The sequence below is a fragment of the Streptomyces sp. NPDC048436 genome (assembly GCF_043200355.1).
Taxonomy (GTDB): domain Bacteria; phylum Actinomycetota; class Actinomycetes; order Streptomycetales; family Streptomycetaceae; genus Streptomyces.
Map to the genome: position 1 here is coordinate 519,302 of NZ_JBICXP010000003.1, position 13,277 is coordinate 532,578.

11 protein-coding genes are annotated in these 13,277 nt (G+C 71.6%); 3 read left to right on the forward strand and 8 right to left on the reverse strand.

Going from position 1 to position 13,277, the window contains the following annotated elements; genetic code table 11:
* Positions 1-143: 143 nt before the first annotated feature.
* Positions 144-1,646 (reverse strand): MFS transporter, encoded by a 1,503-nt coding sequence (locus ACGFX9_RS13330; protein WP_393469583.1) that lies wholly within the window; start codon positions 1,644-1,646, stop codon positions 144-146.
* A gap of 113 nt (positions 1,647-1,759) precedes the next feature.
* On the opposite strand from ACGFX9_RS13330, the gene ACGFX9_RS13335 reads away from it, so the two are divergent.
* The gene (locus ACGFX9_RS13335) at positions 1,760-2,764 is read left to right on the forward strand and encodes an Lrp/AsnC family transcriptional regulator (protein WP_393469586.1); all 1,005 of its coding nucleotides are present in this window, start codon (positions 1,760-1,762) and stop codon (positions 2,762-2,764) included.
* Here the strand turns inward: ACGFX9_RS13335 and ACGFX9_RS13340 are convergent.
* Positions 2,739-3,626, reverse strand: coding sequence for a LysR substrate-binding domain-containing protein (locus tag ACGFX9_RS13340; protein ID WP_393469589.1), 888 nt, complete (start codon positions 3,624-3,626; stop codon positions 2,739-2,741). The two genes, ACGFX9_RS13335 and ACGFX9_RS13340, sit on opposite strands and share 26 nt — an antisense overlap.
* 142 nt (positions 3,627-3,768) lie before the next feature.
* On the opposite strand from ACGFX9_RS13340, the gene ACGFX9_RS13345 reads away from it, so the two are divergent.
* The gene (locus ACGFX9_RS13345; protein WP_393470481.1) at positions 3,769-4,800 is read left to right on the forward strand and encodes a bile acid:sodium symporter family protein; all 1,032 of its coding nucleotides are present in this window, start codon (positions 3,769-3,771) and stop codon (positions 4,798-4,800) included.
* Here ACGFX9_RS13345 and ACGFX9_RS13350 read toward each other — a convergent pair.
* The 3 genes from ACGFX9_RS13350 to ACGFX9_RS13360 all read right to left on the reverse strand — a co-directional run bounded on the left by ACGFX9_RS13350 (position 4,736) and on the right by ACGFX9_RS13360 (position 9,005).
* Positions 4,736-5,992: a hypothetical protein gene (locus ACGFX9_RS13350; protein ID WP_393469592.1), complete on the reverse strand. Its 1,257-nt coding sequence runs from the start codon at positions 5,990-5,992 to the stop codon at positions 4,736-4,738. The genes ACGFX9_RS13345 and ACGFX9_RS13350 overlap by 65 nt on opposite strands.
* 10 nt (positions 5,993-6,002) lie before the next feature.
* Positions 6,003-7,904 carry an exo-alpha-sialidase gene (locus tag ACGFX9_RS13355; protein ID WP_393469595.1) on the reverse strand — a complete coding sequence of 634 codons (1,902 nt, stop codon included), beginning with the start codon at positions 7,902-7,904 and terminating at the stop codon, positions 6,003-6,005.
* A gap of 165 nt (positions 7,905-8,069) precedes the next feature.
* Positions 8,070-9,005 carry a zinc-binding alcohol dehydrogenase family protein gene (locus ACGFX9_RS13360; RefSeq protein WP_393469598.1) on the reverse strand — a complete coding sequence of 312 codons (936 nt, stop codon included), beginning with the start codon at positions 9,003-9,005 and terminating at the stop codon, positions 8,070-8,072.
* Between the two features lie 95 nt (positions 9,006-9,100).
* On the opposite strand from ACGFX9_RS13360, the gene ACGFX9_RS13365 reads away from it, so the two are divergent.
* Positions 9,101-9,544: a MarR family winged helix-turn-helix transcriptional regulator gene (locus ACGFX9_RS13365; RefSeq protein WP_393469601.1), complete on the forward strand. Its 444-nt coding sequence runs from the start codon at positions 9,101-9,103 to the stop codon at positions 9,542-9,544.
* An 80-nt stretch (positions 9,545-9,624) separates the two neighbouring features.
* Here the strand turns inward: ACGFX9_RS13365 and fdhD are convergent, their stop codons facing one another.
* Genes fdhD through ACGFX9_RS13380 form a run of 3 tightly spaced genes read right to left on the reverse strand, consistent with a single transcriptional unit; the run spans position 9,625 to position 13,276 of the window.
* Positions 9,625-10,488 carry a formate dehydrogenase accessory sulfurtransferase FdhD gene (gene fdhD / locus ACGFX9_RS13370; protein ID WP_393469605.1) on the reverse strand — a complete coding sequence of 288 codons (864 nt, stop codon included), beginning with the start codon at positions 10,486-10,488 and terminating at the stop codon, positions 9,625-9,627.
* 5 nt (positions 10,489-10,493) lie between these two features.
* Positions 10,494-11,354: a 2Fe-2S iron-sulfur cluster-binding protein gene (locus ACGFX9_RS13375; protein ID WP_393469608.1), complete on the reverse strand. Its 861-nt coding sequence runs from the start codon at positions 11,352-11,354 to the stop codon at positions 10,494-10,496.
* Positions 11,351-13,276: an NADH-ubiquinone oxidoreductase-F iron-sulfur binding region domain-containing protein gene (locus ACGFX9_RS13380; RefSeq protein ID WP_393469611.1), complete on the reverse strand. Its 1,926-nt coding sequence runs from the start codon at positions 13,274-13,276 to the stop codon at positions 11,351-11,353. The genes ACGFX9_RS13375 and ACGFX9_RS13380 overlap by 4 nt, the downstream gene beginning before the upstream one ends.
* Position 13,277 lies beyond the last annotated feature (1 nt).

Sequence of the window (13,277 nt, forward strand, 5' to 3'; positions counted from 1 at the left end):
GGGAGAGGGTGACCGACCCCTCGGTATGTACCATCCACGCTGGTCAGCCGCTGAAATCCGGCCACAAGGGGAGGGGTGGGACAGATTACTTACGGTTGAGTAAGTTTCGGTGGCGTAATCTCCACCGAATCTGTACGCGGCGGTTACGGCTGTGGCTGCCTTTCGGAGGCCCGCCCGGCGGGTGCCGGAACCGAAGCCTCCGGTGTCGTCGGTGCCTTGCGCGCGGACCGCACCATGGCGAGGACCGCCACTCCGGCCACCAGACCGACCACGCCCGCGACGACCGCGGCGGAGTTCAGGCCGGAGGCGAAAGCCGCCCGCATCGTGTGCTCGGAAAGCGTGCCACGCATCGCCGACGCGCCGCCGCCCGCGACGGTGTGAGCCGCGTCATGGCCGAGCGTGTCCTGCATACGTGAGGTCAGCACCGTGCCGAAGACGGCGACTCCGAGCGCGTATCCGAGCTGACGGAAGGTGTTGACCGCCCCGCCCGCCATCCCCGCGTTCGCCGGCGGCACCGAGGCGAGGGCCGCGCCCGCGAGGCCCGGTGACACCAGGCCCGTGCCGATGCCCGCGAGGGTGAGGCCGGGGACGAGGGAGCCCCAGGACGACCCGGCGTCAAGGACCGCGAGGGCGATCCCGCCGGCGCCGATCAGGAGCAGACCCACGCCGATCGTCAGCCGCGCGGGCACCCCGTGCAGCAGCCGCCCGCCGATCGCGGCCACGACGAAGGACGTCGCGGCCAGCGGCAGCATGACGAGGCTGCCGGTCACCGGGCTCATGCCGAGCACGGTCTGCAGCCAGATCGAGAGGTAGGGCATCAGACCGAACGCGGCAGCGTTGTAGCCGATCGCGCCGATCAGTACGCCCGTGAAGGCGGGCATCCGCAGGAGCCTCAGGTCGAGCAGCGGATGCGCGACGCGGCGTTCGACGGCCACGAAGCCGACGAGCGCGAGCACCGACACGGCCAGGGTCACCACGGTCGGCGCCGACATCCAGCCCTCCGAACCGGCCCGCACCACGCCGTACGTCAGCGCCCCCGCGAAGAGCGCGAACGTCGCCGTCCCCGCCCAGTCGACCCGCCGCCCCGCCTGGCCCTTGGACTCCGGCACCACCCGCAGCGTCATCCACATCGCCGCGACACTCACCGGCAGGTTCACGAAGAAGATCCACCGCCAGCCGGGCCCCTCGGTGAGCAGCCCCCCGACGATCGGCCCGAGTGCAGCCGCCGCCCCGCTGACCGCACCCCAGATGCCGAGCGCGACCGACCGGTCCCGCCCCTGGTAGGCGGCGCCGAGCAGCGGCAGCGTCGTCGCGAACATCGCGGCGGCGCCAAGCCCCTGCAAGGCGCGGGCGGCCACCAGGACATCCGCGTTCGTCGCGAGCCCACAGCCGAGCGAGGCGAGCGCGAAGAGTCCGGTGCCCACGACGTTGAGCCGCCGGCGGCCGAGCACGTCCGCCGCGGCCCCGACCCCGAGCAGCAGCGCGGCAAGCGCCAGCGCGTAGCCGTCGATCACCCATTGCAGATCGCTCAGCGAGGCGTCGAGCGCCCGCGCCATGTCGGGCAGCGCCACGACCACGATCGTCACGTCCAGCAGCAGCATGAACGTCCCCAGGCATACCGCCGTCAGCGGCCCCCATGTACGCATCTCTTCAACTCTCCTCGTGCGACTTGTACGACGCGTGTGCGTGCCTCGTACGATGGACGCCGCACGGACGATCCTTGTCATCACCCATGGAAGAACGAAGGAATCCGACACCGATGGCCAGTGAACCCATGGAATTCCCCGACTCGGTGATGCAGGATCTGCTCGACGTCAAGCTCCTCCAGGCCCTGGAGGCCGACGGGCGCGCGCCCTTCAGCAAGATCGCCGCCGTCCTCGGTGTCTCCGACCAGACCGTCGCCCGCCGCTATCGCAGGCTGGTCGCCGACAGGGGCCTGCGGGTCGTCGCGGTGCGGGACCACGAGCGGCTCGGCCAGGACCAGTGGATGCTGCGGCTGCGCTGCGCCCCCGAAGGCGCCGAGGCGATCGCCGCCGCCCTGGCGCGCCGCCCCGACACCTCGTGGATCGGCCTCACCTCCGGCGGCACCGAAGTCGTCTGCTGCACCCGGCCCCGCACCCAGAGCGACCAGGACGAGCTGCTGCTCGGCAAGCTCCCGCGCACCCCGCATATCGTCGACATCCGCGCCCAGCAGATGCTGCACCGCTTCTTCGGCGGCCCGGACGGCTGGATCATGAGCCACGGGCCGCTGAGCGCGGAGCAGCTCGCGGCCCTGCGCCCGCCCGCGTCCGCCGTCCGCGCCGAAGGGCCCCTGTCGATCGACCCGGAGGACGAGCCGCTCGTCGCCGCGCTCGAACGGGACGGTCGCGCGACCTACCCGGAACTCCAGCAGGCCACCGGCCGTTCCGAGTCCGCCGTCAAACGCCGCCTCGCCGCGCTCCTGTCGTCCGGCGTGATCTACATCGACATCGAGTACGCCGATGACCTCATCGGTCTGCGCACCGGGGCGATGCTCTGGATCACCACCGCTCCCTGGGCCCTGGAGAGCGTCGGCAAGACCCTCGCGTCCCACGCGGAGATCGCCCACGCCACCGCCGTGGCGGGCCCCTCCAACATCATGGCGACAGCCGTGACCCGCGACATCCCGGCGCTTTACACCTACCTCAGCGGGAAACTCGGGCTGCTCGACGGCGTCCAGCACGTCGAGACGGCGCCGTTCATCCGCCGGATCAAGCAGCTCACCTACCGGCCCTACCCCCGCTGACGCCCCGGTGCAGCCGGTCGCCGCCCGCCAGGATCGCCGCCGCGAGCGCGTCCGCTGCCCCCTGCGCGGACGCCCGCCGCTCGCCGTGCAGCAGTACGAACTCGACCGCGCCCAGCTCCGGAAGTCCCGCCCGCTCCGGGACGCGGACCAGGCCAGGCGGGATCAGGCCCTGCGAGTGAGCCATCACGCCGAGCCCCGCGCGGGCCGCGGCGACCAGGCCGTTCAGGCTGCCGCTCGTACAGGCGATCCGCCAGGCCCGCCCGCGCCGCTCCAGGGCCTCCAGGGCCAGGGCGCGGCTGATGCCGGGCGGCGGGAACACGATGAGCGGCACCGGACGCTCGGGGTCGAGGCGCAGCCGCTCGGCGCCGATCCAGACGAGCTTGTCGTGCCGGACCAGTTCGCCGCGCGGGTCCTGCGGGCGCCGCTTGGCCAGGACCAGATCGAGTTTCCCCGCGTCGAGCCGCTCATGCAGCGTGCCGGACAGCTCGACCGTCAGCTCCAGGTCGACGTCGGGGTGGTCGTGCCGGAACGCCTCAAGGATGTCGGTGAGCCGGGTCAGGACGAAGTCCTCCGACGCCCCGAACCGCAGCCGCCCGCCGAGCCGCGTCCCGGTGAAGAACGCCGACGCCTGCTCGTGCACCTCCAGGATCCGCCGGGCGAAGCCGAGCATCGCCTCGCCGTCCTCGGTCAGCTCCACGGAGTGCGTGTCGCGCGCGAAGAGCTGGCGTCCCGTGGCGTCCTCAAGACGGCGCACGTGCTGGCTCACCGTGGACTGGCGCAGGCCGAGGCGGCGGGCCGCCTGCGTAAAGCTCAAGGTCTGGGCCACGGCAAGGAACGTACGGAGCTGCGCGGGGTCGTACACGCCCTGAGCTTATCGTGATGCGTGATGACAGTGAGAGCGGTATACGGGATTCCCGATCGCGGTGATCAGGAGGATCATCGAGAGGGCACGACATGAACCGAACCGATGGAGCAACGTGAAACGCCCGAGCTGGCCGAGCTGGATGCCGATCGACCCCTACATCCTGGCGTTGCTCGGAACGGTGGGGATCGCGGCGCTGCTCCCCGCGCGCGGCACCGGCGCCGATATCGCGGGCGGGGCCTCCACGGCCGCCGTCGGGCTCCTCTTCTTCCTCTACGGGGCGCGGCTCTCCACCCGCGAGGCGCTGGACGGCCTCAAGCACTGGCGGCTCCATGTCACGGTCCTCGCCTGTACGTTCGTCGCCTTCCCGCTGCTCGGACTCGCGGCCAAGGGTCTCGTCCCGTACGTCCTGACGCCCGCCCTCTACAGCGGGTTCCTCTTCCTGACGCTCGTGCCGTCCACGATCCAGTCGTCGATCGCCTTCACCTCCATGGCGCGCGGCAACGTACCCGCCGCGATCTGCGCGGGCTCCTTCTCCTCGCTCGCCGGCATCGTCCTCACGCCGCTGCTCGCCGCGGCCCTGCTCGGCAACAGCGGCGGCGGGTTCTCCGCGGACTCGCTCCTGAAGATCGTGCTGCAGCTGCTCGTGCCGTTCCTCGCGGGGCAGTTCCTGCGCCGCTGGATCGGGGGCTTCATCGCACGGAACAAGAAGGTGCTCGGCTTCGTCGACCGCGGCTCGATCCTGCTCGTCGTCTACACCGCGTTCAGCGAGGGCATGGTGCAGGGCATCTGGCACCAGGTGACACCGCTGCGGCTCGTCGCGCTGCTCGGCGTCGAGGCGGTGCTACTCGCCGCGATGCTCACCCTCACCTGGTACGGCGCCAAGCGGATGGGCTTCGCCCGTGGTGACAGGATCGCCATCCAGTTCGCCGGGTCGAAGAAGTCGCTCGCCGCCGGACTGCCCATGGCGAGCGTCCTGTTCGGGGCGCACGCCTCGCTCGCCGTGCTGCCGCTGATGCTCTTCCACCAGATGCAGCTGATGGTCTGCGCGGTGATCGCCAAGCGGCGCTCGCGGGATGTCGAGGCCGCCGAGGACGCCGAGGACTTCGTCAGCGAGCCGTCGCCAGCCGGACGGACACGAACCGCGGCCGGTACAGGGACACGTTCCGGCTGACGTTGGCCTGCGCGCTCGCGGGCGCCGCGTCCAGCCAGTTGACGTCGTAGCTGAGCAGCAGCCGCCCGTTGCCGCTGAGCGCCGGATGGGCCTGCGGGTTGTACGCGGCGGTGTCCTGCCTGGCCGCGCCGTCCTTCGGCAGGGGTGGCGCGAAGCCCTTGGCGGGGCCGTGCCAGGGGCCGGTGGGTGAGCACGCCCAGTAGGAGGTCACCTTGGTCAGGCCTTCGGCGCCCGCGGCCATGGTGAACAGGACGTACGTCCCCTTCACGCGCACCACCGTGAACGCGCTGCCCACGCCCTTGCGTTCACCGTCCCCGAGGACGGACCGGGGCTTCCCCGACCCGGTCCAGTCGTCGCCGTCCCAGTACCGCCACGCGCCGGGCTCCGCGAGCCTGCCCTTCGGGACGCGCGCCACATAGGCGTGCGATGCGGGGCGCGCGACCGCCTTGCCGTCGTTGCCGCCGAAGACGTACGTCCAGTCGCCGTCGTCGACCGTCGTCGTGCCGTACAGGACGCGCTTGTCCGGGTCGGGCACGGCACTCTGGTCGGAGACCTTGACGATGCCCTCGACGCGCAGATCGGGCAGCGAGAGCGTGGCGACCTCGGTGGCGGTCGGGACGCCGTAGATCCAGGGGCCCGTGCCGGTGGCGCGGGTCCACAGCAGGACGCGTACGACGTCGTCGGACGAGCCGGGGGAGCGCGGCTCGACCTTCGCGGCGACCGGCCAGCGCCACTGCTGCGGCGCCGGGTCGGGGAAGATCGGGGCGGGCAGGGTTTGTTGCAGGGTGCCCGAACGGGACATCACCACGGCCGAGTTGCGCACCATGGGCGCGGTCGTGTCCCGCCAGGTGTGCGGCTGACCGGCGGGGTTGGGCGGCGCGTGGACCTGGCCGAGGAAGGTGTCGGAGAACAGCCAGAGCAGGCGCCCGTCCGGCAGGCGCACCGAATGCGTGCCGTCACCGCCGGTCCAGTCGTCGGCCCGCGCCGTGTCGTCGCCGTAGCGGGCGAACGCCCCGGTGACCTTCTCGTCGGCGGCCCAGGACGAGACGGTGCGCGCCTCGCATGCGTCGCCGCCCTCCCGGTCGTCCGGGAGGGCGGTGAGCAGCACGGCCGCGCAGGCCAGGGCGAGCAGCAGGACGATCCAGGTCCTGCGCGCACCCCGGCCTCCGCGCTGACCTTGGTCGGCGGACACGTGCGGGACGTTAGTTGCTTCCGCTGATGTGGTCCATGGGGAGCCACGCGACGGTGTCCCGCGTCACAGGGGCCTTCGCCCCGCCATCCTGACCCAGCGCGTCGATTTCCGCGTCGCTCAACGCCCGGTCATAGACGCGTACTTCATCGATGGAACCGGTGAAGTGGGCGCGGCTGTCGACCCGTTGTCCGACGTGGAAGCCGTATCCCGAGTTGCGGGTGACCGTGCCCGGTACGTCGGCGGTGGTGATCCGCGTCCCGTCGACGGAGAGCGTGAGCTGCCCTCCGCCTCTGCGCAGCGCGATGTGGTGCCACTGGCCGTCGTTGTACGCGCCCGTGGTGCGCACGGAAGCGGACTTCGGGGGAGCCGCGCCCTCGCGCGTGGTGATCAGCCCCGTGAGGCGGTTGCTCGCGGGCTCACCGCGCAGCCACACCTGCGGCTGGTTGGTGCCTATGCCGCCCATCCACAGCAGCGGCTGCTCACCGGTGGTCGCCGAGTAGCGGAACCACAGTGATGCGGTGAAGTCCTTCGTGCCGAGCGGGAGTTGGCTGCGGAACGGCAGGCGTACGGCGTCATCCGTGCCGTCGAAGGTGAGCGCGTCGCCGAACCGGCCCTCGGTCGTTGACGCCCCGCCGAGCACGGCCGCGGGCTTCGCGTGCGGGGCGCGGTCCGCGGTCGTCGGGTCGGGGCCGCGGCGCGGTCGCAGCCAGTCCTCGGTGAAGCGCGCGAAGCGGATCTCGTCACGGGCGTCGACTGCCCCGCCCTCGTACATCAGACCCACGGTCGCGCTGTCGGCCCGCACCATGTCGGAGTAGCCGGACCAGTCCGTGGTCACCGTCGTCCCGCGGTCCACGCTGTCCCAGGTGCGGCCACCGTCGTAGGAGGAGCGGATCTGCATCGTGCGGCGGCGGTCGGGGTCACCGGGACAAGCGAGCAGCATTCGCTTGCCGAACTGCAGTGTGGAGCCCTGCACTTGGGGCGTGTAGAGGTCAGGAATGGCCTTGAAAGGCGCGACGAAGGAATCGCCACCGTCACGGCTGACGGTGTGCGTGCGGTGCCCGAGGTCGGTGCCGTCCTGCTCGCGCCCGCTGACGTAGAGCGCCCCGTCGGGCCGCTCCGTGATGGTCATCTCCGACGGCTTCTGCCGGAACGTGCCGTCAGCGGCTATCGGGTACGAGTCCTTGGCGCCGACCCGCCAGTTCTTGCCGCCGTCGTCGCTGACGGCCAGGGCGGCGTGGTTGGCGGTGATGCGACTCCCGTTCCACGTCTCGGTGTTGACGGTGAAGACGAGCCTGCCCGCGTGCCGCCCGTGGGTCAGCTGGAGGCCGTGCACGGGGCCGGTCGCGTACCAGGAGTTCCAGTCGTCGGGCAGGATCTGGTCGCTCAGGTCACGCGGCGCCGACCAACTGCGGCCGTCGTCGTCGCTGTACTGGAGGTGCGGGGTGCGGTCGCAGGGTATGGCGCAGTTCTGCCCGTCCGTGCGGCCCGTGTTCCATGTCTCCGCCAGGATGATGCGGCCGGTCCTGCGGTCCACGATGGGGGCGGGGTTCCCGTGGGTGTCGCCCGCGCCCTCGTCGACGACCTGGAGGGGGCTCCAGGTGCGGCCTCCGTCGTGCGACCGCTTGACGACGATGTCTATGTCGCCCGCGTCACTGCAGTCGTTCACCCGGCCCTCGGCGAAGGCGAGGAGCGTGCCCTTCACGGTCTTGACCACCGCGGGGATGCGGTAGCAGGCGTATCCGGGGTCCTGCGAGGCCTTGAACAGCACCTGCTGTTCGAAGCTCGCCGCACCTGGGTCCGGTGCCGCCTGGGCGGCGGGTCCGGGGAGCAGCGCCGCCCCGAAGGCGACGGCGGTCAGTGCGGCAGCGGCGGTGCGGAGGGATCTGAGACGTGCACGGAGAGCTGATGGCATGGTGCGACCCACCCTTCACGGTGACTGGACATCCTGACATCCCACGTCCAACGTTCGCGTCACAGACGCTACTTGGGTCGCTCGACACGCCACAAGAAGCGTGCGTGGTACGAATGCCCGTCACCCGGTCAGCGGGCCGGACCCCGTGGGCCCGCCCTCTTCTCGTCAGGGAATCAGGACGACTTTCCCGAGGTTGCTCCGTGCCTCGATCACCTCGTGCGCCTTCGCCGCGTCCTCAAGCGCGAACCGCGCGTGCACGGCCGGCCGCAGCTCTTTGGCCGCGAAGAGACGCCACAGCTCGCGCCGCCACGCCTCGTACACCGCGGGCCGCCCGCGTGCGATGAGCGCCATCTGGAAGCCGATGGCCGACTTGGCGCCCACGAGCAGGTCGTACGCCTGGACGGTGCCGCCGCCCGAGCTGTACGCGACGAGCCGCCCATGAGGAGCGAGCGCCCGCACGGCGGGCGTGAGGAGGTCGCCGCCGACGGCGTCGAGGACGTAGTCGACGGGCTCGCCCCAGGTCTCTTCGTCGTACGTGATGACCTCGTCGGCGCCGAGCGAGCGCAGGAAGTCCGCCTTTCCGGAGCCGCCGCCGTTGTCCGACGCCGCTCCCACGACCCGCGCGGCGCCCCGCAGCCGGGCCAGTTGCAGGGCGAGATGGCCGACCCCACTGGCGGCGGCCGTGACCAGCGCGGCCTCACCAGCGGCGGGCCGCGCGGCGTCGAGCGCGCCGTACGCGACGAGTCCGCTGCGGACCAGGGCGACCGCGTCGGCGGCGCTCGCTCCGTCCGGCACGGGCGAGGCCATCGCGGCGTGGAGCACCGCGTAGTCGGCGTACCCGTGGCCGAAGCAGAGCCCCGTGACGCGGTCGCCCGGCGCGTACCCGCTCACGCCCTCGCCGGTGGACACCACCTCCCCGGCGATCTCGCCGCCGAGCGCGATCGGCTCACGCGGCTCGCGGACCTTGCGTACGACGGGCAGGGTGACCCCGGCTGCCGCGACGTGGACGAGGAGCTCGCCGGGGCCGGGAACGGGGACGGGCGCGTCCTCGGTGAAGAGAACTTCGGGGCCACCGCTGTGTTCGTACCGAACGCGACGCATACGCAGCTCCATCAGGCCGGAGGGGGTCGTTGGGAGTCCCAACGGTACGCGTAATGTCATGGGGAAGTCCAATGATTCTCGGCTAGACTCGCCCCATGCCCAGCACTCCGCCCGCCCCGGGCGGCATCCGCACCCTGCCCAGCTGGCTCCTCGGCCGTGCGGCGGCCCGAGGCCGTGGTCTCGTCGCCGAAGCCCTCGCGGGCGAGGACATGAAGATGTGGCACCACGTGGTGCTGTCGGCCGTAGCCGATCAGGGGCCTGTCGCGCAGGCCGCGCTCGGCCGCAGCATCTCGCTCGATCCCAAGGACCTGGTCGGCGTCATCAACGACCTCCAGGACGCGGGTCTTGTCCTGCGCGCCCCCGACCCCGCCGACCGCCGCAAGAACGCGGTCACGATCACGCGGGACGGCGAGCGGACCCTTCGCCGGTGCGCCGAGGTGGCACGGCGGGCCAACGACGAACTCCTCGCGCCCCTCTCGGCCGCCGAGCGCGAGCGGTTCCTGGCCCTGCTCACCCGGATCTCGGGCACCGAGGCGTAAGGCGCGGCAGGGACCCCGCCGGCGCAGGGGGCGCTCCCCGCCGGCCGGGGTCCCGCCGCCGTGCAGCGGGGAGCCGCCGGTCAGCCCTGGGAGGCCGAGGCCCGCACGGCGATCCGGTGCTCGCCCGCGTACACGTTCATGGAGGCTCCGCGCAGGAAGCCGACCAGGGTCAGACCGGTCTCGGCGGCGAGATCGACGGCGAGGGAGGAGGGCGCGGAGACGGCGGCGAGCACCGGAATGCCCGCCATCACCGCCTTCTGCGCGAGCTCGAAGGAGGCACGCCCCGACACGAGAAGGACCGCCCGCGACAGCGGAAGGCGGCTCTCCTGGAGGGCGCGCCCGACGAGCTTGTCGACGGCGTTGTGCCGGCCCACGTCCTCCCGTATGTCGAGGAGTTCGCCGTCCTCGGAGAAGAGCGCCGCCGCGTGCAGCCCCCCGGTCCGGTCGAAGACCCGCTGTGCCGCGCGCAGCCGGTCGGGGAGGCACGCGAGCAGCTCGGTCCCGAGCCGGACCGGGGGAGCGGTGCCGCCGTCCGTGTCGTCGACGGCCCAGCGCGCCGTCGTACGGACCGCGTCCAGGCTCGCCTTGCCGCACAGGCCGCAGGACGAGGTGGTGTACACGTTGCGTTCGAGGGTGATGTCGGGCAGGACGAGCCCCGGAGCGGTCTTCACGTCGACCACGTTGTACGTGTTCGAGCCGTCCGCCGTTGCCCCGGCGCAGTAGACGATGGACTGGAGCTCGTCCGCCGAGCCGAGCACCCCCTCACTCACGAGGAAACCCGCCGCGAGCGCGAAGTCGTCGCCCGGCGTGCGCATGGTGATGGCGAGGGGCTTGCCGTTCAGCCGGATCTCCAGCGGCTCCTCGGCCACGAGGGTGTCGGGCCGCTCGCTGACGGCACCGTCCCTGATGCGGAGGACGCGGCGGCGCTCGGTGACTCGTCCCATGTCGATCAGTCCCGGTTCTGTACGTGCTGGTAGCCGAATCGGCCCTTGATGCAGAGGTTGCCGTGGGTCACCGGATTGTCGTGCGGTGAGGTGACCTTCACGATGTCATTGTCCTGCACGTGCAGGGTCAGATTGCAGCCGACTCCGCAGTACGCGCACACCGTGGTCGTCTCGGTCTGCTTCTCCTCGTCCCAGGTCCCGGCGGCCCGCATGTCGAACTCGGACTTGAAGCTGAGGGCGCCGGTCGGGCAGACCTCGATGCAGTTCCCGCAATACACGCACGCGGAATCGGTCAGCGGTCCGTCGTGCTCGACGGCGATCCGGGCGTCGAAGCCTCGGCCGACCACGGAGATGGCGAAGGTGTTCTGCCACTGGTCGCCGCAGGCGTCGACGCACTTGTAGCAGAGGATGCACTTGTCGTAGTCGCGTACGTAGAGGTCGTTGTCGACCCTGGGCTCCTCGTTGACCCGGGCGGCGTCCGGGCCGAAGCGCTCGGGCTTGGCCTCGTACTCCTTGAGCCACCCCGCGACCTTCGGAGTTGTCGACAAGTCCACCGAGGAGGCGAGCAGTTCGAGCACGACCTTGCGGCTGTGCCGGGTGCGTTCGGTGTCGGTGAGAACGGTCATGCCCGGCTCCGCCTTGCGGGAGCAGGCCGGGGCGAGGGTGAGGGCGCCCTCGACCTCGACGACACAGACCCGGCAGGCGTTCTTCGGGGTGAGGGTGTCGCCCTCGCAGAGGGTCGGGACGTCCTTGCCCGCCGCCCGGCAGGCTTCGAGGATGGTGGCCCCCTCGGGCACTCTGGCGTCCTGCCCGTCAAGCGTGAACTCGACGAGGCGGCGCGGGATTCCCAGCGGTACGGCGGTCACTTGTACGCCCCCAGGCGGTCGATGGCGGATTCCACGGCGTTCCACGCCGTCTGGCCGAGCCCGCAGATGGAGGCGTCCCGCATGGTTCTGCCCACCTCGCGCAGAAGGCCGATGTCGGCGGCGGCATCCGCCCCCGTCCGTTCGACGATGCGGTGCAGGGCCTCCTCCTGGCGGACGGTGCCGACCCGGCAGGGCACGCACTGGCCGCAGGATTCGTCACGGAAGAACTCGGCGATGCGCAGCAGGACGCGGGGGAGCGGCACGGTGTCGTCCAGGGCGAGTACGACACCCGAGCCGAGCGTGGTGCCCGTGTCCCTTGTCCCCTCGAAGGTGAGCGGGATGTCGAGCTCGTCGGGCCGTACGAAGCCTCCGGCCGCGCCGCCCAGGAGGACCGCGCGGAGGTTGTCCGGCATCCCGGCGATGGTGAGGAGCTCGCCGAGGGTGGCGCCGAAGGGGAGCTCGTAGACGCCGGGGCGTTCGACGCTTCCGGAGACGCAGAAGAGCTTGGGCCCGGTGGACTTCTCCGTGCCGATGGCGGCGTAGGCCTCCGCGCCCATGGTCAGGATCGGCAGGACGTTGACCAGGGTCTCGACGTTGTTCTCGGCGGTGGGCTTGCCGAAGAGCCCCTTCTCCACGGGGAAGGGCGGCTTGGCGCGCGGCTCCCCGCGGTACCCCTCGATGGAGTTGAAGAGGGCGGTCTCCTCGCCGCAGATGTAGGCGCCGGCGCCGCGCCGGATCTCGATGTCGAAGGCGTATCCCTGCCCGAGGATGTCCTGACCGAGCAGGCCACGCGCGCGTGCCTGCGTGATGGCGTGCTCAAGCCTTCGCAGCGCGCGCGGGTACTCGCCGCGCAGATACAGATAGCCCTTGTGGGCGCCGGTCGCGTACCCCGCGATGGTCATCGACTCGATCAGGGAGTACGGGTCGCCCTCCATGATCACCCGGTCCTTGAAGGTTCCGGGTTCGGATTCGTCGGCGTTGCAGACGAGGTAGTGCGGGTGGTCGGGCTGGGCCGCGGTGGCCTGCCACTTCCTTCCCGTGGGGAAGGCGGCGCCGCCTCGCCCGACGAGGCCGGAGTCGGTCACCTCCCGGATGACGGCGGTGGGGCCGATGGCGAAGGCGGTGCGGAGGGCGGTGTAGCCGCCGTGGGCGCGGTAGTCGTCCAGGGAGGAGGGGTCTACTGTGCCGATCCTGCCCAGGAGCAGGAGGTTTTCCTGCCCTGCCTGGGGGACGGCCAGGGCCGCGGGGGATTCTGCGGGGGCGATCTCCGGGGTGAGGGCGGCTTGGGCGAGGGTGTCGGGTGCGGCGGGGGCGAGGGTTGCGGTGACGTAGGTTTTCTCCCCGCTCCCGCCCCTACCCGGATCCTTCGGCTCCGCCGCCTGGGGTTGCCGTCGATCACCGGCTCCGCCGAGTTCGTCCTCAAACGCCGGACGGGCTGAAAGCCCCGCCCGCACCACCAACGCCGCAGGCGCCCTCTCGCACAGGCCGAGGCAGGGGCTCTGCTCGACCGCCACCCCGGACCCGGGACCGAGCCGCGCCGCGACCTCGCCGCACAGCTCGGCGCCGCCCCCGCACGCCAGGTCCGTACACACCCGCACCACCGTCGCGGGACGCGGCCGCACCGAGAACATCGAGTAGAACGTGGCCACCCCGTACCCCTCCGCCGGCGGCACCATCAGCCGTCGGCAGAGGTAGTCGAGGCCCCCCTCGCTCACCCACCCCACGCGGTCGTTGAGCGCGTGCAACCCCGGCAACAGCTCATCCCGCCGCTCCCGCGCCGCACGGCCTCCCCGCGCCCAGCGCAGATCCGCGTCGCTGCGGTCCTCGGCACCCTCCCACGCGGTCTCGGGCGGGCCGAGGAGCGCGTCGACGGCCGCCCGCTCCTCGTCCGTCGGCTTGCTGTCACCAAAGTGCAGATCCATA

Excerpts from the sequence above, each read along its gene's own strand:
- ACGFX9_RS13355 (WP_393469595.1), bottom strand. The coding sequence starts at position 7,904 with ATGCCATCAGCTCTCCGTGCACGTCTCAGATCCCTCCGCACCGCCGCT.
- ACGFX9_RS13345 (WP_393470481.1), top strand. The coding sequence starts at position 3,769 with ATGCCGATCGACCCCTACATCCTGGCGTTGCTCGGAACGGTGGGGATC.
- ACGFX9_RS13330 (WP_393469583.1), bottom strand. The coding sequence starts at position 1,646 with ATGCGTACATGGGGGCCGCTGACGGCGGTATGCCTGGGGACGTTCATG.
- ACGFX9_RS13380 (WP_393469611.1), bottom strand. The coding sequence starts at position 13,276 with ATGGATCTGCACTTTGGTGACAGCAAGCCGACGGACGAGGAGCGGGCG.
- ACGFX9_RS13365 (WP_393469601.1), top strand. The coding sequence starts at position 9,101 with ATGCCCAGCACTCCGCCCGCCCCGGGCGGCATCCGCACCCTGCCCAGC.
- ACGFX9_RS13335 (WP_393469586.1), top strand. The coding sequence starts at position 1,760 with ATGGCCAGTGAACCCATGGAATTCCCCGACTCGGTGATGCAGGATCTG.
- fdhD (WP_393469605.1), bottom strand. The coding sequence starts at position 10,488 with ATGGGACGAGTCACCGAGCGCCGCCGCGTCCTCCGCATCAGGGACGGT.
- ACGFX9_RS13360 (WP_393469598.1), bottom strand. The coding sequence starts at position 9,005 with ATGCGTCGCGTTCGGTACGAACACAGCGGTGGCCCCGAAGTTCTCTTC.